Origin of the sequence: Luteimonas fraxinea, assembly GCF_021233355.1 — a bacterium.
Taxonomy (GTDB): domain Bacteria; phylum Pseudomonadota; class Gammaproteobacteria; order Xanthomonadales; family Xanthomonadaceae; genus Luteimonas; species Luteimonas fraxinea.
In genome coordinates this window covers 3218517-3238658 of sequence record NZ_CP089507.1, presented here as the reverse complement: position 1 = coordinate 3238658, position 20142 = coordinate 3218517, and the positions used below count along the sequence as shown (strand labels likewise).

19 protein-coding genes and 1 tRNA gene are annotated in these 20142 nt (G+C 67.4%); 1 reads left to right on the top strand and 19 read right to left on the bottom strand.

The features are described 5' to 3' along the window. Positions 1 to 20: 20 nt before the first annotated feature. The 14 genes from nuoG to LU699_RS14525 form a co-directional block, all read right to left on the bottom strand. Complete coding sequence (gene nuoG, locus LU699_RS14590; protein WP_232149919.1) at positions 21 to 2264, bottom strand: NADH-quinone oxidoreductase subunit NuoG; 2244 nt, start codon at positions 2262 to 2264, stop codon at positions 21 to 23. A 103-nt stretch (positions 2265 to 2367) separates the two neighbouring features. Then, a complete protein-coding gene (nuoF, locus tag LU699_RS14585; RefSeq protein WP_232136884.1) occupies positions 2368 to 3735 on the bottom strand; it encodes an NADH-quinone oxidoreductase subunit NuoF in 1368 nt (455 codons plus the stop codon). A 14-nt stretch (positions 3736 to 3749) separates the two neighbouring features. After that, positions 3750 to 4277 carry an NADH-quinone oxidoreductase subunit NuoE gene (nuoE, locus tag LU699_RS14580; RefSeq protein WP_232136885.1) on the bottom strand — a complete coding sequence of 176 codons (528 nt, stop codon included), beginning with the start codon at positions 4275 to 4277 and terminating at the stop codon, positions 3750 to 3752. Continuing rightward, positions 4274 to 5578: an NADH-quinone oxidoreductase subunit D gene (locus tag LU699_RS14575; RefSeq protein WP_232137349.1), complete on the bottom strand. Its 1305-nt coding sequence runs from the start codon at positions 5576 to 5578 to the stop codon at positions 4274 to 4276. The genes nuoE and LU699_RS14575 overlap by 4 nt, the downstream gene beginning before the upstream one ends. A 5-nt stretch (positions 5579 to 5583) precedes the next feature. Continuing rightward, positions 5584 to 6342, bottom strand: a complete 759-nt coding sequence (locus LU699_RS14570) for an NADH-quinone oxidoreductase subunit C (protein WP_232136886.1) — start codon at positions 6340 to 6342, stop codon at positions 5584 to 5586. Then, positions 6335 to 6913 carry a NuoB/complex I 20 kDa subunit family protein gene (locus tag LU699_RS14565; protein ID WP_159679482.1) on the bottom strand — a complete coding sequence of 193 codons (579 nt, stop codon included), beginning with the start codon at positions 6911 to 6913 and terminating at the stop codon, positions 6335 to 6337. Before LU699_RS14565 ends, LU699_RS14570 begins: the two co-directional genes overlap by 8 nt. Next, positions 6904 to 7260: an NADH-quinone oxidoreductase subunit A gene (locus LU699_RS14560; protein ID WP_232136887.1), complete on the bottom strand. Its 357-nt coding sequence runs from the start codon at positions 7258 to 7260 to the stop codon at positions 6904 to 6906. Before LU699_RS14560 ends, LU699_RS14565 begins: the two co-directional genes overlap by 10 nt. Positions 7261 to 7606: 346 nt before the next feature. Continuing rightward, positions 7607 to 7691, bottom strand: a tRNA-Leu gene (locus LU699_RS14555). Between the two features lie 61 nt (positions 7692 to 7752). Continuing rightward, the gene (gene secG, locus LU699_RS14550; RefSeq protein WP_232136888.1) at positions 7753 to 8205 is read right to left on the bottom strand and encodes a preprotein translocase subunit SecG; all 453 of its coding nucleotides are present in this window, start codon (positions 8203 to 8205) and stop codon (positions 7753 to 7755) included. A gap of 58 nt (positions 8206 to 8263) precedes the next feature. After that, complete coding sequence (gene tpiA, locus LU699_RS14545; RefSeq protein WP_232136889.1) at positions 8264 to 9013, bottom strand: triose-phosphate isomerase; 750 nt, start codon at positions 9011 to 9013, stop codon at positions 8264 to 8266. A 58-nt stretch (positions 9014 to 9071) separates the two neighbouring features. Beyond that, positions 9072 to 9533, bottom strand: coding sequence for a group I truncated hemoglobin (locus LU699_RS14540; protein ID WP_232136890.1), 462 nt, complete (start codon positions 9531 to 9533; stop codon positions 9072 to 9074). Then, complete coding sequence (locus LU699_RS14535) at positions 9533 to 10399, bottom strand: DUF3034 family protein (protein ID WP_232136891.1); 867 nt, start codon at positions 10397 to 10399, stop codon at positions 9533 to 9535. The genes LU699_RS14540 and LU699_RS14535 overlap by 1 nt, the downstream gene beginning before the upstream one ends. Then, on the bottom strand, positions 10396 to 12774 hold the full coding sequence (locus LU699_RS14530) for a putative bifunctional diguanylate cyclase/phosphodiesterase (RefSeq protein WP_232580221.1): 2379 nt from the start codon (positions 12772 to 12774) through the stop codon (positions 10396 to 10398). Before LU699_RS14530 ends, LU699_RS14535 begins: the two co-directional genes overlap by 4 nt. Next, on the bottom strand, positions 12764 to 13459 hold the full coding sequence (locus tag LU699_RS14525) for a methylamine utilization protein (RefSeq protein ID WP_232136894.1): 696 nt from the start codon (positions 13457 to 13459) through the stop codon (positions 12764 to 12766). Before LU699_RS14525 ends, LU699_RS14530 begins: the two co-directional genes overlap by 11 nt. Positions 13460 to 13723: 264 nt before the next feature. On the opposite strand from LU699_RS14525, the gene LU699_RS14520 reads away from it, so the two are divergent. Then, a complete protein-coding gene (locus tag LU699_RS14520) occupies positions 13724 to 14431 on the top strand; it encodes a DUF481 domain-containing protein (RefSeq protein ID WP_232136895.1) in 708 nt (235 codons plus the stop codon). A gap of 72 nt (positions 14432 to 14503) precedes the next feature. Here LU699_RS14520 and LU699_RS14515 read toward each other — a convergent pair whose 3' ends face one another. The 5 genes from LU699_RS14515 to trpB all read right to left on the bottom strand — a co-directional run bounded on the left by LU699_RS14515 (position 14504) and on the right by trpB (position 20100). Then, positions 14504 to 15442, bottom strand: a complete 939-nt coding sequence (locus LU699_RS14515) for an isopenicillin N synthase family dioxygenase (RefSeq protein ID WP_232136896.1) — start codon at positions 15440 to 15442, stop codon at positions 14504 to 14506. A gap of 16 nt (positions 15443 to 15458) precedes the next feature. Continuing rightward, on the bottom strand, positions 15459 to 16808 hold the full coding sequence (glmM, locus tag LU699_RS14510; protein ID WP_232136897.1) for a phosphoglucosamine mutase: 1350 nt from the start codon (positions 16806 to 16808) through the stop codon (positions 15459 to 15461). Beyond that, the gene (gene accD / locus LU699_RS14505) at positions 16805 to 17686 is read right to left on the bottom strand and encodes an acetyl-CoA carboxylase, carboxyltransferase subunit beta (protein ID WP_232136898.1); all 882 of its coding nucleotides are present in this window, start codon (positions 17684 to 17686) and stop codon (positions 16805 to 16807) included. The genes glmM and accD overlap by 4 nt, the downstream gene beginning before the upstream one ends. Positions 17687 to 18004: 318 nt before the next feature. Then, entirely contained in the window at positions 18005 to 18811 is an 807-nt protein-coding gene (gene trpA, locus LU699_RS14500; RefSeq protein WP_425491220.1) for a tryptophan synthase subunit alpha, read from the bottom strand. A gap of 71 nt (positions 18812 to 18882) precedes the next feature. After that, positions 18883 to 20100 carry a tryptophan synthase subunit beta gene (gene trpB / locus LU699_RS14495; protein WP_232136899.1) on the bottom strand — a complete coding sequence of 406 codons (1218 nt, stop codon included), beginning with the start codon at positions 20098 to 20100 and terminating at the stop codon, positions 18883 to 18885. Positions 20101 to 20142: the final 42 nt, after the last annotated feature.

Sequence of the window (20142 nt, the reverse complement as noted above, 5' to 3'; positions counted from 1 at the left end):
CACGCCGGTTTGAGTCGCACTCATGCCGCCACCACCTTGACCTTGCCGACCGACAGCGCCGCCGTGGCGCCGTAGCCCGATTCCACCCACGCCGCGCCCGGTGCGACGCGATCGTCGATCGCCACCTGCAGCGTCGCGGTGCCGACCGCATTCGAAACCTTGGCCATGCCGCCGTCGGCGACCTGGCTCGCGGCCGCGTCGTCGGGATGCAGCACGATGCGCGGACCCAAGGTCAGCGGATGCGACTGCAGCGCGGCAGCGCGACGGGTCAGACCGTCGACGCGATAGATCGCCTGGCTGACGGCCAGCTCGAAGCCATCACCATCGACGACCGGCGCCGCGGATGCGGCAACCGACACCGCCCTGCCCTGCAGCCCCGCACGCAGACCGGCGAGATCGGTGAACTCGAAGCCCGGAGCCTCGAGCGCGCCACCAAGGGCACGCAGCACACGCCAGCCGGAACGCGCGTCGCCGGGCAGCTTGCCGGCGGCGGTGGCCTGCTGGTCGCGGCCTTCGAGATTGGTCAGCGTTGCGTCGATTTCGGCGAGCGCGCCGATCGGCAGGATCACGTCGGCGACGCTGCGCGTGGACTGGCAGGCGAAGTGGCTGAAGGCCACGACCTGCGCCGCGCCCAGTGCCTGCAACGCCTGCGCCTGGTCGGCGAAGTCCAGACCCGGCTCGATGCCGTAGATCACGTACGCGCCGCGGCGCTCGGCCAGCATCGCGTTCGCATCGCGCGAGGTCGGCAGCACGCCGTGACGCGACAGACCCAGCGCATTGGCGCCGTGCGGAATGCGGCACAGCGACGCGCCGGTGTCCGCGGCGAGTGCAGCCGCCGCCTTGCGGATATCGGCCGCGTGCGCGCTGGCTTCCGCCTGCGCACCGACGATGATCGCCGCGTGCTTCGCGCCGCGCAGCGCGTCGCCGAGCTCGGCGACCTGCAGCGTTTCGGCGATCTTCGACGGCGCCACGATGGCCTTGTCTTCGATGTCGAAAGTGAATTCGAAATCGACCGGATTGACCACGTACACCTTGGCGCCGCGCTTCCACGCCTGACGCACGCGGTGATGCAGCAGCGGCACTTCGTGGCGCAGGTTGCTGCCGACCAGCAGCACGACATCGGCCTGCTCGAGTTCGGCGACCGGCATCGCGAATGCTTCCGCGATGGCGCCATCGGACAGGTCGCGCTGGGCGATGCGGTGATCGAGGTTGCCGGTGCCCAGGGCCTCGGCCAGACGTGCCAGCAGCGCGCCCTCCTCGTTCGAGGTCGACGGATGCACCAGCACGCCGAGTTCGTCGGCCGCGTTGTCGCGCAGGATCGTCATCGCGCGGTCGAGCGCCTCGTCCCACGAGGCCTCGCGCCACTGCCCGCCATCCTTGACCAGCGGATGCACCGCGCGGTCATCGGCCGTCAGGCCCTGGTGCGAGTAACGGTCGCGATCGGAAATCCAGCACTCGTTGACCGCTTCGTTGTCGCGCGGCACCGTGCGCATCACGTCGCCGCGGCGCAGGTGATGGAACAGGTTGCTGCCCAGCGCGTCGTGACCGCCGAGCGATTCACGCGCGATCAGTTCCCACGGACGCGCACGGAAACGGAACACCTTGTTGGTCAGCGCGCCGACCGGGCACACGTCGATGACGTTGCCCGACAGTTCGGTCGTCAGCGGCTTGCCGTCGTAGGTGCCGATCTGCAGGTTCTCGCCGCGCTGCATGCCGCCCAGCTCGTAGGTGCCGGCGATCTCAGCGGTGAAGCGTACGCAGCGCGTGCACTGGATGCAGCGCGTCATTTCGGTCGCGACCAGCGGACCGAGGTCCTCGTCGGCGACGACGCGCTTGCGCTCGGCGAAGCGGCTGACCGAACGGCCGTAGCCGAGCGACAGATCCTGCAGTTCGCACTCGCCGCCCTGATCGCAGATCGGGCAGTCGAGCGGATGGTTGATCAGCAGGAACTCCATCACGTTGCGCTGGGCCTTGAGCGCCTTCTCGTTACGCGTGAAGACCTTCAGGCCGTCCATCACCGGCGTGGCGCAGGCCGGCGACGGCTTGGGCGCACCGCGGCCGCCGACTTCGGTGTCGACCAGGCACATGCGGCAGTTCGCGGCGATCTCGAGCTTGTCGTGATAGCAGAAACGCGGGATCGGAATGCCGGCCTTGTCGGCGGCATGGATGATCATCGAGCCCTTGGGCGCGGCCAGTTCGACGCCGTCGATGAAGACGGTGACGTGGTCGGGCGGCAGGTTCGGGTTTACAGGCTGCGCGCTCATGCGGCGACACTCTTCGTCATGGCGACAACGCCCCTCGAGTCGAGGGGCTGGACGCGTTCGCGCAACGCGCGAACGTGTCCGGGGAGCTGGAGACGTGCTGCGCTCATGCGGCGACCGCCTTGGGCACCACGGTGCCGTTGCGCTGGTCGTCGACGAGGAAGCGCTTGTTGACAATCGCGTACTCGAATTCGTCCCAGAAATGGCGCAGGAAGCCCTGCACCGGCCATGCGGCCGCTTCACCGAACGCGCAGATGGTGTGTCCCTCGATCTGGCCGGCCGCAGCCCGCAGCATCTGCAGGTCTTCGACCGTCGCCGTGTGGTCGGCGATGCGGCACAGCATGCGGTACATCCAGCCAGTGCCTTCGCGGCACGGCGTGCACTGGCCGCAGCTCTCCTTGTAGTAGAAGCGCGCGATGCGTCGGCATGCGCGCACCATGCAGGTCGTGTCGTCCATGACGATCACCGCGCCCGAGCCGAGGCCGGAACCGGCCTTCTGCAGCGCGTCGTAATCCATCGTCAGGCCCATCATCGTCTCGCCCGGGAGCACCGGCATCGACGAACCACCCGGAATCACGCCCTTGATCGTGCGGCCTTCGCGCATGCCACCGCACAGCGCCAGCAGATCGGCGAACGAGGTGCCCAGGCGGATCTCGTGGTTGCCCGGCTTGGCCACGTGGCCGGAGACCGAGAAGATCTTGCAGCCGCCGTTGTTGGGCTTGCCCAGATCCATGAACCACTGCGCGCCGTTGCGCACGATCGCCGGCACCGAGGCGTAGGTCTCGGTGTTGTTGATCGTGGTCGGCTTGCCGTACAGACCGAAGTTGGCCGGGAACGGCGGCTTGAAGCGCGGCTGTCCCTTCTTGCCTTCCAAGGACTCCATCAGCGCGGTTTCTTCGCCGCAGATGTAGGCGCCCGCGCCGAGCGCGTTGTAGATGTCGACGTCGATGCCCGAGCCGAGCAGGTTCTTGCCCAGCCAGCCGTTGGCATAGGCTTCGGCGGTGGCTTCTTCCAGATGCTCGAAGGGCTCGTGGTGGAACTCGCCGCGCAGGTAGTTGTAGGCCACGCTCGAGCCGGTCGCGTAGCACGCGATCGCCATGCCCTCGATGACCGAATGCGGGTTGTAGCGCAGGATGTCGCGGTCTTTCGCGGTGCCCGGCTCGGATTCGTCCGAATTGCAGAGGATGTACTTCTGCATCTCGCCCTTGGGCATGAAGCTCCACTTCAGACCGGTCGGGAAGCCCGCGCCGCCGCGGCCGCGCAGGCCCGACTGCTTGACCATCTCGATCACGTCGGCCGGCGGAATCTTCTCTTCGAGAATCTTACGCAGCGCGCTGTAACCACCCGTCTTGAGGTAGTTCTCGTAGGACCACGGCTTGTCGAAATGCAGCGTGGTGTAGACCGCCTGGTGTTCCTGCGGCGCAGGCCCGACGGGCCCGTAACCTTCGGAAGACTTGGGATGGTGATGTGCCATGTCCGCGCGATGCCTTACTTCAGACCGTCGATCAGCTCGTCCACCGTCTCGGGTGTGAGCTTCTCGTGGTAATGACCGTTGATGACCACGACCGGCGCGCCGCAGCACGCAGCGACGCACTCTTCCTCACGCTTGAGGAAGACGCGACCGTCGGCGGTGGATTCACCCAGCTTGCAGCCCAGCTTCTTCTCGGCGTGCGCGACGAGATCCTCGGCGCCGTTGAGCCAGCAGCTGATGTTGGTGCAGAACGCGACGTTGTTGCGGCCGACTTTCTCGGTTTCGAACATCGAGTAGAACGTCGCGACCTCGTAGGCCCACACCGGCGGCAGACCCAGATACTTGGCGACGCCGGCGATCAGCTCGTCGGTCAGCCAGCCGTTGTTCTGCTCCTGCGCCGCGAACAGACCCTGCAGCACCGCGGACCGCTTGCGGTCTTCGGGGAACTTGGTCAGCCAGTGGTCGATGTGCGCGCGCGTATCGCCGCTGAGCACGACCATCGGGTCGACGTTGCGGGCGTTCTCGAAATTGCCAGTCGCCTTCATCGGTCGACTTCTCCGAACACGATGTCATAGGTACCGATCATCGCCACCACGTCGGACAGCATGTGTCCGCTGGTGATGGCGTCCATCGACGAGAGATGTGCGAAACCGGGCGCGCGCAGATGCACGCGGAACGGCTTGTTCGCACCGTCGGAGACCAGATAGCAGCCGAACTCGCCCTTCGGGGCTTCGACGGCGCTGTAGGTCTCGCCGGCGGGCACGCTGTAGCCCTCGGTGAACAGCTTGAAGTGATGGATCAACGCTTCCATGTCGTCCTTCATCGACTCACGCGACGGCGGCGACACCTTGTAGTTGTCCAGCATGACCGGGCCGGGATTCGCCCGCAGCCAGTTGACGCACTGCTGGATGATCTTCGCCGACTCGCGCATCTCGAACACGCGCACGAGGTAGCGGTCGTAGCAGTCGCCGTTGACGCCCACCGCGATGTCGAAATCGACTTCGGCGTACTTGGCGTAGGGCTGGGTCTTGCGCAGATCCCACTCGACGCCCGAACCACGCAGCATCGGGCCGGTCATGCCCCAAGCCTTGGCCAGGTCCGGCGGAATCACGCCGATGCCGACGGTGCGCTGCTTCCAGATGCGGTTGTCGGTGAGCAGAGTTTCGTACTCGTCGACGCGCTTTGGGAAATCCTTCGCGAATGCTTCGAGGTAATCGAGCATCGAGCCGCCGCGCCACTTGTTGAAACGCTTGAGCTTCTCGCCCTTGCGCCAGCGCGATTCGGCGTACTGCGGCATCTGCGCCGGCAGGTCGCGGTAGACGCCGCCGGGACGGTAATAGGTCGCGTGCATGCGCGCGCCCGACACCGCCTCGTAGACGTCCATCAGCTCTTCGCGCTCACGGAACGCGTACAGCATCACCGCCATCGCGCCGAGATCGAGCGCGTTCGAGCCCACCCACATCAGGTGGTTGAGGATGCGCGTGACTTCGTCGAACAGCGTGCGGATCCACTGCGCGCGCTCGGGCGCCTCGATTCCCATCAGGGTTTCGATCGCGCGCACGTAGGCGTGCTCGTTGCACATCATCGACACGTAGTCGAGGCGATCCATATAACCGATGGACTGGTTGAACGGCTTCGACTCGGCAAGCTTCTCGGTGCCACGGTGCAGCAGGCCGATATGCGGATCGGCGCGCATCACGGTCTCGCCGTCCATTTCCAGGATCAGGCGCAGCACGCCGTGCGCGGACGGATGCTGGGGACCGAAGTTGAACGTGTAGTTTCGGATTTCCTGCTTCAGCGCTTCCGCACTCGGCGTCGCGTTGGTGTGCAGCGAGGTGGTCGGCACGGCGCTCACTTGGCAGCCTCCACGCGACGCGCGGCCTGTTCGCCACTCGCGGTCGCGAAACGGGCGTCGTCACGGATCACGCGCGGCACGCCGACACGCGGTTCGACCGAGGTCACCGGCTCGTACACCACGCGCTTGCGCTCGGCGTCGTAACGCACTTCGACATTGCCGATCAACGGGAAATCCTTGCGGAACGGATGACCGACGAAACCGTAGTCTGTCAGGATGCGGCGCAGATCCGGGTGACCTTCGAAGATCACGCCGAACAGATCGAAGGCTTCGCGCTCGAACCAGTTCGCGACCGGCCAGAGCACGGTCAGCGACGACACCACCGGCAGATCGTCGCTGGGCGCGAAGCACTTCAGCATCACGCGCTGGTTGTGCTGGAGCGAGAGCAGCTGCGCGACCGCGGCGAAGCGGCGCTGCGGCACTGGGATATCGGCTTCGCCCTGCGGCTGCGAGACCTGGCGACTACCGGTTTCGCCGAACTTGAAACGACCGGGACCGCGGCCTTCGACGCCGCGGCTGAAGCCTTCGGAGGACACGTCGGTGTCCCACTCGTCGCTGCCGTGACTCAGATAGTCGACACCGCAGACGTCGATCAGCATTTCGAAACCGAACTCGTCGCGCAATGCGCGCGCGGTGTCGAGCCAGTCGCCGGCGGTGATGATCGCCACTTCGCCGCGCGGCAGTGCGACCGCCACGTCGGCGTCGGAAAAGCGCGCGCGCAGGCGCGCCGCGAACGCGGTGGAGGACTCACGCATCGCGCTGCCCCGTCTTGGTGTCGCCGAAATTGGTGGCGCGGCGGATCTTCTTCTGCAATTGCAGGATGCCGTAGATCAGCGCTTCGGCCGTCGGCGGGCAACCCGGCACGTACACATCGACCGGCACGATGCGATCGCAACCACGCACCACCGAATACGAGTAGTGGTAGTAGCCGCCGCCATTGGCGCAGCTGCCCATCGAGATGACCCACTTCGGATCCGGCATCTGGTCGTAGACCTTGCGCAGCGCCGGGGCCATCTTGTTCACCAGGGTGCCGGCCACGATCATCACGTCCGACTGGCGCGGCGACGGGCGGAACACCACGCCGTAGCGGTCGAGATCGAGGCGCGCCGCACCGGCGTGCATCATTTCCACCGCGCAGCAGGCGAGACCAAAGGTCATCGGCCACATCGAGCCGGTGCGTGCCCAGTTGAGCAGCACATCGGAACTGGTCGTGACGAAACCGCGCTCGAGCAGCGGGTTCTCGCCTTCCGGGCGCAGGATGTCGTCCACGCGGCCTTCCGGCAGCGGGTTGTTCATCAGGCGCGCGACGGTCTGGTTCACTCCCATTCCAGCGCTCCCTTCTTCCACACGTAGACGAAGCCGAGCAGCAGCATGCCGGCGAAGATGCCCATCTCGATCAGACCCAGCGCGCCGAGTTCGCGGAACACGGTGGCCCAGGGCACGATGAAGATGATTTCCAGATCGAAGACGATGAACTGGATCGCGATGAGGTAGTAGCGCACGTCGAACTGCATGCGCGCGTCTTCGAAGGCTTCGAATCCGCACTCGTAGGGCGACAGCTTTTCCAGCGTCGGGCGCTTGGGCCCCAGCAGGTTGCCAATGATCAGCAATGCAATGCCGATCCCCGTGGCAACGATCAGGAACAGCAGGGTCGGCAGATATTCGGCCAGCACTCGGATGTTCTCTCGGCTACGGCCGCAATGTGCGGCCTTGGCTCGGCGCCTGTGGACGCCGCATTCTCGAAGCGTCGAAGCGCTTCACGAAGGCCGGGCGATGCACGTGGTGTGCGATCGCCCGATCACGGCAATTGTACCGTTTACAGAACTCGTGAGTAAACGATTTCCAACGCTGCACACGCCGCCTGCGGCCTGCGCCGCGTTGCAGCGAGGCGCATCACGTGAAGTGCGCGCGCGAATGATTCCTGTCCGCGCGTCACCGCACACTTCCACACACGAAAAAGCCCCGCTTGCGCGAGGCGTTTTCGTGTTCGATACGCGTGAAGCGCATCGCTTTTCCGGTTGGTGCCCAAGAGGGGACTCGAACCCCTACGACCTAAGCCGCTACCACCTCAAGGTAGTGCGTCTACCAATTCCGCCACCTGGGCAGGTCAACCTGAAACCTCATCCGTGCCTACTGCCCCGGCGAGCCGCGCATTGTAATCCCAATCAATCGTTCTGGGGAGTGGGCTGCGGCGATTCCTGCGAAGAATTTTCTGCCGCCGGCGGCGCGGCCGGGACTGCACCCTCGGCAGACGGCGCGGCCGGCACGGTGGCGTCGGCAGGTGCGGGCGGTGCAACCGGCGTGGCCGGCGCGCCTTCGACCGGCGCCGTCGGCACCTGGCTGCCCATGACACCCAGATCCATGTCCAGCGCGTTCGGATTGGCGCGGTGCATCGCGTACCAGGCCATGAACAGCGTGATCGCGAAGAAGCTGATCGCCAGCCACTTCGTCGCCTTCGACAGGAAGTTGGACGAGCCGCGCGCGCCGAACACGGTCGCGGAGGCGCCGCCACCGAAGCCGGAACCGGCCGCGGCGCCAGCGCCGCGCTGCATGAGGATCAACGCGATCATCGCGATGGCGATGATGACGAACAGGATGTTGAAGACGGTCAGCAGCATTGCGTGGGCGCTCTGGGGTGCCCGCGGACGGGCCTTGTGTCGGAATCGCCGGCTGCGCTCAGCGCGCGGCCGCGGCGACGATGGCCAGGAAGTCTTCGGCCGCCAGCGAGGCGCCACCGATCAATCCGCCGTCGACGTCGGGCTGCGAGAACAGCGCAGCGGCATTGTCGGGCTTGCAGCTGCCGCCATAGAGCAGCGGCAGCGAATCGGCGATTCTAGCATCCTGTCTGGCGACCACGCCACGCAGGAAGGCGTGCACGGCCTGCGCCTGCTCGGTGCTGGCGGTCAGGCCGGTGCCGATCGCCCAGACCGGTTCGTAGGCGACGATCGCGCCGTCGAACGCGGCCACGCCCGCCTCAGACAGCACGGCTTCGACCTGGGCGGCGATCACTTCTTCGGTGCGGCCGGCTTCGCGCTGTTCGCGGGTCTCGCCCACGCACAGGATCGGCACCAGGCCGGCGGCGCGGGCGGCGATGAACTTCTGCGCGACCAGCGCGTCGTCCTCGCCGTGGTACTGGCGGCGCTCGGAATGGCCGACCAGCGTGTAGACGGCGCCGACGTCGGCCAGCATCGAGGCGGCCACTTCGCCGGTGTAGGCGCCCTTGGCGTGTGCGCTGACGTCCTGCGCACCGAAGGCCACGCCGCGCCCGCCATGCGACTGGGTCAGCAGCGGGAGATACGGGAACGGCGGCAGCACGATCGCCTCCACCCCGCCCGGCAGGCCGGCAGCGATGCCCTCGACGAGTTCGGTAGCGAATGTGCGGCTGCCCTGCAGCTTCCAGTTGCCGGCGACGATCCTGCGACGCATGGGAGACTCCTTGAGACGAGAGGCGCAAGAGGATAGCCGATGCACCCGCCGGCCCGGTTCAGGGACCGACCACATCCCCGTGCATCGGCGCCAACCGGCGCAGCAACCGGTTCTGTGTCGCAACAGGCACGCCGCGCCGCTCCATGACCAGAATCAGGTTCTCGACCAGCGCGTTGAACTGCGCAGTGGTGATGCCGCGGCCGGCGTGCGCCTCTTCCATCGACAGGCCGTCGTAGCGGCAGGGGCCGCCGGAGACACTGCAGAACTGGAGAATGAGCATGCCGCGCAGGCGCACGATATTGGCCAGTGCGAACTGGAAGTTGATGCGCTCGTCCTCGACGACGACGTCGAGCAGATCGTCGACGATGCCCTCGATACCGGTCTGTCCGCCGAGCGCGCGATAGACCGCATCGTCGACCGGCGCGGGTGCGGGCGAATCGGAACGCGTGGCGCAGGCGGAGATGCCCACGGCCAGCACGGCAGCGACCAGCAACGTGCGGATATGGCCGGCGCCCGCCATCAGAAGCTCGCCTGCACGGACAGATAGCCGCCGCGCTGGCGCTGCAGCGTGGCGACGTCGCCCAGATCGGCCCAGGCGCCGACGACGGCGACGCGCTTGTTCGGGAACCAGGCGACGAAGACATCGCGCCAGTCGTCCTCGCGAGCGAAGCCGAGGTTGTCGGGCTTCTGCCGGTATTCGATGCCGACCGCCCAGCGCGGATCCAGCAGCACGGCAGCGCTGCCTTCGGCGACGACGCTGTAATCCGAGCGGCGGTCGCCGCCGAAACCGAGCAGGCCGGTCTGGTTGGCACGCGTCGCGCGCAGGGTGCCGTTGAGCAACAGGTTGCGACCGCCGGCCGCAGCCAGCATCAGGCGCGATGCGCTGAGGTAGACATCGATGCCGTCGTCGTCGCGCGCGCCCACCAGCGACGGCACATGGAAATCCAGCTGGCGCTTGGCCTGCACGCCGAGCGAGATCTGTGGGCCGCGCCCGTAGACCAAATCGCCACGCAACCGCAGCTTCGCGCCGAGCACGTCCTGGCGGAAGCGCGCGGTCGGCAGCGACAGGGTGTCGCGCAGGGTGTCGAGCGAGAACGTCTGCCGCGCGATCGACAGTTCGATGCGGTTGTTCCAACTCCAGGCCGCGCCGATGACGTCGAGCCCGTAATCGTCGGTGCGCACTGCAGTGACGAAGGCAGCGCCGCCCTGCTGGTCGTCGGTGCCGTAGCCGGCGAGGACCGCCCAGGGCACGAGCCCGCCGCCAGCGGCGCCTTCGATCTGGCCGGCGCCGCCCGTCGCAAGCAGACGCCCGTCGCCGGCCTGGCAGGCCAACGCCGGCAGACACGCCAGCGCCGCGAATGCCAGCGCGCGCAGGTATCGCGTCATGCGTCCGCCTGCTCGCGCTGGAAGCGCGTGCACCAGTCGACGAATGCGTCCGGCGGCAGCGGCCGCGAGAACAGATAGCCCTGCACCATGTCGCAGTTCAGCGCTTCGAGAATCGCGAGGCTCGCCTGCCCTTCGACGCCCTCGGCGATGACCTTGAGCCCCATGTTGTGGCCGATCTCGATCGCCGAACGCACGATCACCGCATCGCCGCTGCCGTCGCCCAGATCGGCGACGAAGCTCTTGTCGATCTTGATCTCGTCCACCGGCAGACTACGCAGCTGCGCGAGCGAGGAATGCCCGGTGCCGAAGTCGTCGATCGACAGCCGCACGCCCTGTTCGCGCAGCCGGTGCATCGTGGTGCGCGCGGCTTCGAGATCGCGCATCACCGTGTGCTCGGTCACTTCCAGCACCAGGCTGCGCGACGACACGCCGTGCATCTGCAGGCGCTGGGACACGTATTCGGGCAGATCGCCGTCGACGAGATCCATCGGCGACAGATTCACCGCAACGCCTTCGATCAGGCCGTCGGCGATCCAAGGCGCTGCCTGACGCAGGGCCTCATCGACGACGTGGCGGGTGATCGCGCGGATCATCCCGGAGCGTTCGGCGAGCGGAATGAATTCATCGGGCGTCACGTCGCCGTACTCGGGCGTGGTCCAGCGCAGCAGCGCTTCGACGTGCACGACACGGCGGCTGGCCAGATCGATCTTGGGCTGGAACACCAGCCGGAACTGCTGCAGTTCCAGTGCGTAGCGCAGAAGACCCATCAGGCCGACCTGACGCAGATGGTGTTCGTCGTCGCCGGCGCGATAGACCAGCACGCGCACGTGCTGCTGCTTGGCTTCGTACATGGCGATGTCGGCGCGGCGCAGCAGTGTGGCCGCATCGTCGGCATGGCCCGGATAGACCGCGACCCCGATGCTGGCCTCCAGTCCGACCTGGGTGTTCTCGAGCCGAAACGGCGTCTCCAGCACCCGCGCGAGCTGGCGCGCGCGTTCGCAGGCCGCGTCGGCATCCGCGTCGTCGAGCAGCACCAGGAATTCGTCGCCACCGAGCCGCGCGAGCAGATCCTCGCCACGCACCGCTGCACGCAGACGGTCGGCGACGCCGGTCAACACCGCGTCGCCGAAGGCGTGGCCGAGCGCGTCGTTGATCTCCTTGAAGCGGTCCAGGTCGAGGATCAGCACCGCGCAGTTGCGGCCCTGCTGGCGGGCGCGTTCGATCGTGCGTTCCAGCACGCCGAGCGCGTGGCCGCGACTGGGCAGACCGGTGAGATCGTCGTGCGTGGCTTGGAAGCGGATGCGTGCTTCGCGCTGGCCGATCTCGCGCTGCATGCCGTTGAAGGCGCGCGCGAGATCAGAGAGTTCGTCGCGGCCGCGCACCGGCAACGTGGTGTCGTAATCGCCGGCGCCGATCCGCCGCGCGGCGTCGGCCAGACGCTGCACCGGCCGGGCGATGCCCTGCCCCACCAGCACCGCCAGCACGGCCGCGACCAGCACCGCGAGACCGGCCAGCCACAGAATCTGGTCGCGCAGGCGGTGATACGGCGTCAACGCCTCGTCGAGATCCGCCAGCAGCATCACCTGCACCTGGCGGCCGGACATCAGCGCGGCGCTGAACGCGTGCGCGGCGTAGTGGCGGCCGTCGAGTGCGAGATCGACATCGGCGCCATCGATGGCGCGCGCGGCCTCGCGGTTGAGGCGCAGCGCCGCGGTCTGCGCGTCGGGCAGGGTCGAGGCCAGCACGCGCACGAACGCGCCATCGCCTTCGACGAACACCACGTCCATGCCGATGATGCCGCGATAGCGCCGCGCCAGCGCTTCGCCGTAGTGCAGGCCGACGGCCGCCCACGCCACACGCCGCGGCGCCATGACCGGCACGACCGCCATCAGGAACGGGCGCGCGTCGAGCATCGCGACGCCGGTGGCGTGCCCGTTGGCCTCGGCCTCCGCCAGCAGCGGCGCCATCGCGCGCACGGTTTCCTGATCGTCCTCCGGACCGATCGACACCTGCACCGCGCCATCGGGCGCCAGCAACAACGCGACATCCGCGTCGATGCGCATGCCGTGGTTGAGCAGCGCGATTTCGGCGGTCGGCTGGTCCTGCGTGGCGACCGCGGCGCGGAACGCGAAATCGTTGGCCAGCACCGACACCGATTCCTGCAGCCGCTCGGCGCTGGCCGCCGACAGTTGCGCCCAGACGCGCTCGCTGACCTTGAGCTGGTCGCCCAGCTGCTCGCGCACCGCGCGCTCGGCGGCAATGCCGACGATCGCCAGGGTGGCGATCTGGGTGCCGATCAGCAGCAGCAGGAAGCCGAGGACGATGCGACCGCGGAACCCGAGTCCGCGCCTCGGCAGCAGCGCCTCATCCACCACGCTTGAGGCTCCGGAACCGCTCCTGCAGATGGCGCAGACGCGCGTCGGCAGGCTGCGGCGGCGCGCGTGCGGCCTCGAGTTCCAGCGTGACCCGCTCGATCCGCGGGGCGCCCACGTGCACGCGACGTGTCACCCGCGCACCGGGACCGTCTTCGAGCCGCTCGTGCCAGACCTGCAGCGTGTAGTCGCCCGCCGGCGCCTCGATGCGCGCATCACCGTCGGCGCCGGTGGTGGCGAAGTACGGCGTGTCGAGCACGATCACATAGCCGAGCATCCAGTCGTGGATGTTGCAGCCCAACTCGACCACGCCCGGCGTGTCGAACACGACCGGCTGTGCCTGGCGGCCGCTGTAGAGCGGCAGTTCGAAACGTTGCGCGGGCGAGAACGAATAGACCTGGTGGCGGAAATTGTCGCTGTTGGGAAACCGGACCCGGCTGCCGATGGTCACCGGCAGGACGTGCGGCACGAACTCGGCCTGGCGTTGATCCATCTCCGCCGACATCGGTCGTATGGCAGCGCGTGCAGCCGCCGAATGCAGACTCACGACCGCACCTTCTAGACGTTCGCCGGCGCCATCCACAGCCACGGTCAGCGACGCTGCCGCCGCGCTGTCCACCGCGCAGACGGCCAGCGCACACAGGCACCACTGCCCCAACCACAGGCGCAGTCTGTTCGACGCAATCATCCCGGATTCCCCATTACCGCCGCATGCGGACGGCGCATGCATTGCACCAGAAGCGCTAACGCTGCGCCACCGGTATTTGGCGCTTCGCGTCACGGTTCCGCAGCGGTTGCAGATCCATTCAAGCGTCGGCGCACGCGGGAAAAACGCACGTATCTGACGCTGCGGGTTCAAACCACGCGGTCCACGTTGCAAAATGGACGTGCACCGGCACTCGCCGGTGTTTTCGTGTGTGTCGAACCGTGTCCGTTTCCGATGGAGATCCCAATGCGTCTACCCGTTCTCGCTGCGCTCGCCTGCGCCCTCGTGCCGCTTTCCGCATCCGCCGTCGAAGAGGGCTGGAGCGGCAGCGGCGAACTGGGTCTGGCGATTTCCAAGGGCAGTACGGACAGCGAGACCGTGGTCGGTAAATTCAAACTCGCCCGCGAGGACGACACCTGGAAGCACGCGGTGCTCGCCTCGTTCCTCTACGGCACCAGCGACGGTCTTGAGAACGCACGTCGCTACGAACTGTTCGGCTCTTCCGGCTACCGCTTCGCCGAGCGTCACTACGTGTTCGGCTCGGGCCGCACCGAGCGCGACCATTTCAGCAGCGACGAGTACCAGACCACGATCGCCGGCGGTTATGGCTTCGAGGCATTGATGTCCGAGGAGACGAAGCTGGTGTTCGAGATCGGCCCGGGTTACCGCTGGTCCAAGGAACAGGACGTGCGCGTGCACAACAACGAGGCCATCGCGCGCGGCTTCATGGATTTCAGCCACCAGCTGACCGAGACGACACGGCTGTTCGACACGCTGCTGATCGAATCCGGTGGCGACAACACCTTCGTCCGCAACGAGTTCGGCGTGCAGGTGCGGATGACCGATGCGCTGGCGCTGAAGGCCGGCTTCGAGATCCGCCACAACACCGATGTCTCGGACGATCGCCGCCGCACGGACCGCCTGACGACGGTCAACGTGGTCTACGGCTTCTGAGAATCGCAGTCCCACTGACGGAAACGGCGCCCTCGGGCGCCGTTTCTGCTTGCGTCTGACGCCACTGACGCCCTACTTCAGCTTGATCTCGCGCAACCGCTCTTCGAGATAGCCCTGCGCGGTGATCGCTTCGGGATAGCGGCTCGGGTTGTCGGCGGTCACCGTCGACGGCAGCACGTCGATGACGAAATCCGGATTCGGGTGCAGGAAGAATGGCACCGAATAGCGCGGCTTGCGTGCCTGCTCGCCCGGCGGATTGGTCACGCGGTGCGTCGTCGACGGATACACGTGGTTGGTCAGGCGCTGCAGCATGTCGCCGATGTTAACGACGATGGTGTCGGCGTCCGACGTAAACGGCACCCACTCGCCACGCGACGACTTCACTTCCAGACCCGCCGCCGATGCGCCGACCAGCAGCGTGATCAGGTTGATGTCCTCGTGCGCGCCGGCGCGCTCGTTCGGGATGTCGTCCGAGGTGATCGGCGGGTAATGGATCGGGCGCAGGATCGAATTGCCGTAGTCGGTCTTGTCGACGAAGTAGTTCTCCGGCAGACCGATATGCAGCGCCAGCGCCGACAGCACCTTCGAACCGAGCGAATCGAGCGTCTGGTACAGGCCATAGCCATGCTCGCGGAAGCCCGGCACTTCGGTCGGCCACAGGTTCGGCTGCATCACCTCGCGGTACTTCGAGTCGTCCGGAATCTCGCGGCCGATGTGCCAGAACTCCTTGAGGTCGAAGTGCTGGGCGCCCTTCGCGGTCTCGACGCCGAACGCGGTGTAGCCGCGCGCGCCGCCACCGCCGGCCACGTGGTACTTCTTCTTGGTGGCTTCGGGCAGCGCGAAAAACGCCTTGAACACATCGTAGGCGCCGTCGATCTGCGCCTGCGGAATGCCGTGGCCGTTGATGCCGGCAAAGCCCCACTCGCGGTAGGCGGCGCCGAGTTCGGCGACGAAGGCCTCGCGGTCCGTATCGAAGCGGCGGATATCGAGCGTGGGAATACGGGGGGTCATCGCGGACTCCTTGGAATCAGGCGGCGGCCGCGCGCACGGCGGCGGCCAGTTGGTCGAGTGTCGATTGCATCAGGGCGTCGTCGTCGGCTTCGACGGTCACACGCACCACCGGCTCTGTACCCGAAGGGCGCAGGAACGCGCGACCGCGGCCCTGTACGGCGGCCTGCGCGTCGGCGAGGGCGGCCTGCACGGCCGGCGCCTCGGCGGGTTTCGACGCACCTTCGTAACGCACGTTGACGGTCTTCTGCGGCACCTTGGACAGACCGTGCAGCGCTTCCTGCAGCGACTCGCCGCGACGGCGCAGCACTTCCAGCACCTGCAGCGCGCTGATGATGCCGTCGCCGGTTGTCGCGCGATCCAGGCACAGCAGATGCCCGGAGGTTTCGCCGCCGAGCACACCGTCGTGTTCAAGCAGCATCTGGTGCACGTAGCGGTCGCCGACCTTGGCCCGCGCGAAGCCGATACCGGCCTCGCCGAATGCGCGTTCCAGGCCGAAGTTGCTCATCAGCGTGCCGACGACCGGGCCCTGCAGGCGACCCGACTGCTGCCAGTCGCGCGCGAGCACGTACAGCAGGTCGTCGCCGTCGCGCACAGTGCCGTTGGCGTCGACGAACAGCACGCGATCGCCGTCGCCGTCGAATGCGATGCCGAGGTTCGCGCCGCTGCGGCTGACGCGTTCGCTCAGGTGTTCGGGATGGGTGGAGCCGACGCCGTCGTTGATGTTGACGCCGTTGGGTTCGGCGCCGATCACCTCGACCTGCGCGCCGAGTTCGCGCAGCACGATCGGGCCGACCTGGTAGGTCGCACCGTTCGCGCAGTCGACGACGATGCGCATGCCGTCGAGATCGAATCCGCGCGGCACCGAAGCCTTGCAGGCTTCCACGTAACGGCCGACCGCATCGCGCGTGCGCACGGCCTTGCCGAGTTTCTCGGAAGCCACGGTGCGGAACGGCTGGTCGAGCGCGGCTTCGATCGCGAGTTCGGTCGCGTCGTCGAGCTTCTCGCCCTGCGCGCTGAAGAACTTGATGCCGTTGTCGTGATGCGGATTGTGCGAGGCGGAAATGACGATGCCGCCGTCGGCGCCGAGCGAGCGCGTCAGATGCGCGACGGCCGGCGTGGGCATCGGGCCCATCAGCTGCACGTCGACACCGGCCGCGACCAGTCCGGCCTCCAGCGCCGCCTCGAACATGTAGTTCGAGATGCGCGTGTCCTTGCCGATCAGCACCTGCGGGCGACGCCAGTCGCCGCCGCGTCCACGCAGCGAATGGCCGTAGGCATTGCCCAGGCGCAGCACGAAATCGGCGGAGATCGATCCCTCACCGACCCGCCCGCGAATGCCATCGGTACCGAAGTACCTGCGGCTCACGCAGCGGCCTCAGTCGGCATGACCTGCTTGCTGAGCAAGGCCACTAGGCGGGCGATGCGGTCGCGCATTTCGCGGCGGTCGCAGATCTGGTCGATCGCGCCATGCTCGAGCAGGAATTCCGATGTCTGGAAACCTTCGGGCAGCGTCTCGCGCACCGTCTGTTCGATCACGCGCGGGCCGGCGAAGCCGATCAGCGCTTCGGGCTCGGCGATGTTGATGTCGCCCAGCATCGCGAACGACGCCGAGGTACCGCCGTAGGTCGGATTGGTCAGCACCGAGATGTACGGCAGGCTGGCTTCGCGCAGACGCGCCAGCGCGGCCGATGTCTTGGCCATCTGCAGCAGCGAGAACATGCTTTCCTGCATGCGCATGCCGCCGCTCGCGGCGAAGCTGACGAACGGCGTGCCCAGCGCGAGCGCCTGCTCGGCGGCGCGGGCGAACTTCTCGCCGCCGACCGACCCCATCGAGCCGCCCATGTAGGCGAAGTCCATCGCGCAGGCGACGATCGGGCGCTGCATCAGCGTGCCCTGCATTGCGATCAGCGTGTCGCGCTCACCGGTGGCGCGCTGCGCGGCCTTGATGCGGTCCGAATACTTCTTCTGGTCCTTGAACTTCAGGATGTCGGTCGGGCCCAGATCGGCCGCGATTTCCTGCAGGCTGCCCGCATCCAGGAACGCCTTCAGGCGCGCGCGCGCGCGGATCGCGCGGTGGAAGTTGCACTTCGGGCAGACCTCTAGATTCTCTTCGAGCTCCGGGCCGTACAGCACGGTGCTGCAGCGCTCGCACTTCTCCCACAGACCCTCGGGAACGCTGCGCTTCTTGGCCGCGGGCGCATCGGTGCGGATGCGCGGCGGCATGATTTTCTGCAACCAGGACATGGGCGTATTTCTCCCGACGGCCGCAACGGGGCCGCAAAGCGCGGAAGTGTAACCGACGGGCCGTTGGGCTTCCGGCGGGGGCCGTACGGCGTTGATGCGCCTGGCGCGGGACCGAATCCGGTCACCGAGCGGCGTCTGAAGCCCTCCCCCGCGTCACGGGGAAGGGTTGGGCGGGGGCAAACTTCCAGATCGAGCAATGCGGGAATCTCATGTGGAATTCCGTATGAGACCGCGTTCGCGCGACCGGCCTGATCGCCCCTCCACCCGTGAGGGGCGCAATGCCCGCACACGGAGGAGTGCTCCGTGTCCCGCGCTCGCTCACCCTGCGTCGAGCGCTTCTCGCAAAGGCGCGAGGAACGCCTTCGCCCGCGCAGCTGCGTCGTCCGCATCCGCCGCGCCATCGAGCGCCGCGACCAGCGCACTGCCGACCACGACGCCATCGGCATCGACCGCCATCGCCGCGGCGCTGGCGGCATCCCGGATGCCAAAACCGGCCACGACCGGCGCACGACTGGCAGCGCGGATCGTCCGCAACCGGGACGACGCCTGCGTGGTATCGAGCCGGTCGGCGGCACCGGTGACACCAGCGAAACTGACGTAGTACAGATAGCCCTGCGCGCCCGCGCACAGCGCTTCGATGCGCGCATCGGTCGTCGTCGGCGAGGCCAGCAGCACCAGCGCGATGCCGGCGGCATCGAAGGCGACGCGGAACTCGTCGGCTTCCTCCGGCGGCAGATCGACCAGCAGCACCCCATCGACGCCGGCGTCGCCCGCCTGTCGCGCGAAGGTGTCCGCGCCGCGGATGTCGACCGGATTGAGATAGCCCATCAGCACGACCGGCGTGGCGTCGTCCTGCGTGCGGAACGCGCGCACCGCATCGAGTACATAGGTCATGCCCGCGCCCCGCCCCAGCGCGCGCTCGGAACTGCGCTGGATCGTCGGGCCATCGGCCATTGGGTCGGAGAACGGCACACCGAGTTCGATGACATCGGCCCCGGCCGCGACCAGCGCGTGCATCACCGGCACCGTCGCCTCGAGCGAGGGATCACCGGCGGTGAAGAAGGGGATCAACGCCTTGCGGCCGGCGGCGCGAAGTGCGTCGAAACGGGTGTCGATGCGGTTCATGGTGGCTCGTGGCAATGCGGTGCGCTGGGCCGCCGCGCTCGACACGCCCGCTTCGATATCGATGCGCGCGCTCACAGGGCAAACCCTTCGCGCTGCGCGATCGTGTGCACGTCCTTGTCGCCGCGGCCGGACAGGTTCGCCAGCACGATCGCGTCCTTTGGCAATTCGCGCGCGAGCTTGATCGCCTGCGCGATCGCGTGGCTGGATTCGAGCGCGGCGAGGATGCCTTCGGTCTTCGCGAGCTGGTGGAAGGCGGCCAGGGCTTCGTCGTCGGTGATGCCGACGTACTGCGCGCGCCCGGCGTCGGCGAGGAAGGAATGCTCGGGTCCAACGCCTGGGTAATCGAGGCCGGCGGACACCGAATGGGTTTCGGTGATCTGGCCGTCGTCGTCGCAGATCACGTAGGTGCGGTTGCCGTGCAGCACACCCGGTCGACCGGCCGCGATCGAAGCCGCATGGCGCCCGGTGTCGATGCCGTCCCCCGCCGCCTCGGCGCCGACGATGCGCACATCGCGATCGTTGAGGAACGCATGGAACAGCCCGATCGCGTTGCTGCCGCCGCCGACGCAGGCGGTGATCGCATCGGGCAGGCGGCCGTACTCGGCCAGCATCTGCTCGCGCGCTTCGCGGCCGACGATCGCATTGAAATCGCGGACCATGCGCGGATACGGATCAGGACCGGCGACGGTGCCGATGATGTAGAAGGTGTCGGCGATGTTGGTGACCCAGTCGCGCATCGCCTCGTTGAGCGCGTCCTTGAGCGTCGCCGAGCCCGAGGTCACCGGCACGACTTCCGCGCCCAGCAGGCGCATGCGGTAGACGTTGATCTTCTGCCGCTCGATGTCGGTCGCGCCCATGTAGACGACGCATTCCAGGCCAAGCCGCGCGGCCACGGTCGCCGATGCGACGCCATGCTGGCCGGCGCCAGTCTCGGCGATGATCCGGGTCTTGCCCATGCGGCTGGCGAGCAGCGCCTGGCCGATGGTGTTGTTGATCTTGTGCGCGCCGGTGTGGTTCAGGTCCTCGCGCTTGAGCAAGATGCGCGCGCCGCCGACGGCATCGCTGAGCCGTTCGGCGTGATAGATCGGGCTCGGCCGGCCGACGTAATGCGCGAGGTCCTTGTCGAAAGCCTGCTGGAACGCGGGATCGGCCTTGGCGGTGTCGTAGGCCGCCGCGAGTTCGGCGATCGGCCCCATCAGCGTTTCGGCGACGAAGCGCCCGCCGTAGCGGCCGAAATGGCCGTTGGCATCGGGATAGGCGTGGAAATCGGTGATCGGTGACTGTGACATCGGGGCGGGCACGGTGCGGGCTGACCTGCACTCTAACGCACA

Bases quoted from the DNA above. Each gene is read 5' to 3' on its own strand.
- nuoG (WP_232149919.1), bottom strand. From the start codon at position 2,264: ATGAGCGCGCAGCCTGTAAACCCGAACCTGCCGCCCGACCACGTCACC.
- nuoF (WP_232136884.1), bottom strand. From the start codon at position 3,735: ATGGCACATCACCATCCCAAGTCTTCCGAAGGTTACGGGCCCGTCGGG.
- nuoE (WP_232136885.1), bottom strand. From the start codon at position 4,277: ATGAAGGCGACTGGCAATTTCGAGAACGCCCGCAACGTCGACCCGATG.
- LU699_RS14570 (WP_232136886.1), bottom strand. From the start codon at position 6,342: ATGCGTGAGTCCTCCACCGCGTTCGCGGCGCGCCTGCGCGCGCGCTTT.
- LU699_RS14565 (WP_159679482.1), bottom strand. From the start codon at position 6,913: ATGGGAGTGAACCAGACCGTCGCGCGCCTGATGAACAACCCGCTGCCG.
- secG (WP_232136888.1), bottom strand. From the start codon at position 8,205: ATGCTGCTGACCGTCTTCAACATCCTGTTCGTCATCATCGCCATCGCG.
- tpiA (WP_232136889.1), bottom strand. From the start codon at position 9,013: ATGCGTCGCAGGATCGTCGCCGGCAACTGGAAGCTGCAGGGCAGCCGC.
- LU699_RS14540 (WP_232136890.1), bottom strand. From the start codon at position 9,533: ATGGCGGGCGCCGGCCATATCCGCACGTTGCTGGTCGCTGCCGTGCTG.
- LU699_RS14535 (WP_232136891.1), bottom strand. From the start codon at position 10,399: ATGACGCGATACCTGCGCGCGCTGGCATTCGCGGCGCTGGCGTGTCTG.
- LU699_RS14525 (WP_232136894.1), bottom strand. From the start codon at position 13,459: ATGATTGCGTCGAACAGACTGCGCCTGTGGTTGGGGCAGTGGTGCCTG.
- LU699_RS14520 (WP_232136895.1), top strand. From the start codon at position 13,724: ATGCGTCTACCCGTTCTCGCTGCGCTCGCCTGCGCCCTCGTGCCGCTT.
- LU699_RS14515 (WP_232136896.1), bottom strand. From the start codon at position 15,442: ATGACCCCCCGTATTCCCACGCTCGATATCCGCCGCTTCGATACGGAC.
- accD (WP_232136898.1), bottom strand. From the start codon at position 17,686: ATGTCCTGGTTGCAGAAAATCATGCCGCCGCGCATCCGCACCGATGCG.
- trpA (WP_425491220.1), bottom strand. From the start codon at position 18,811: ATGAACCGCATCGACACCCGTTTCGACGCACTTCGCGCCGCCGGCCGC.
- trpB (WP_232136899.1), bottom strand. From the start codon at position 20,100: ATGTCACAGTCACCGATCACCGATTTCCACGCCTATCCCGATGCCAAC.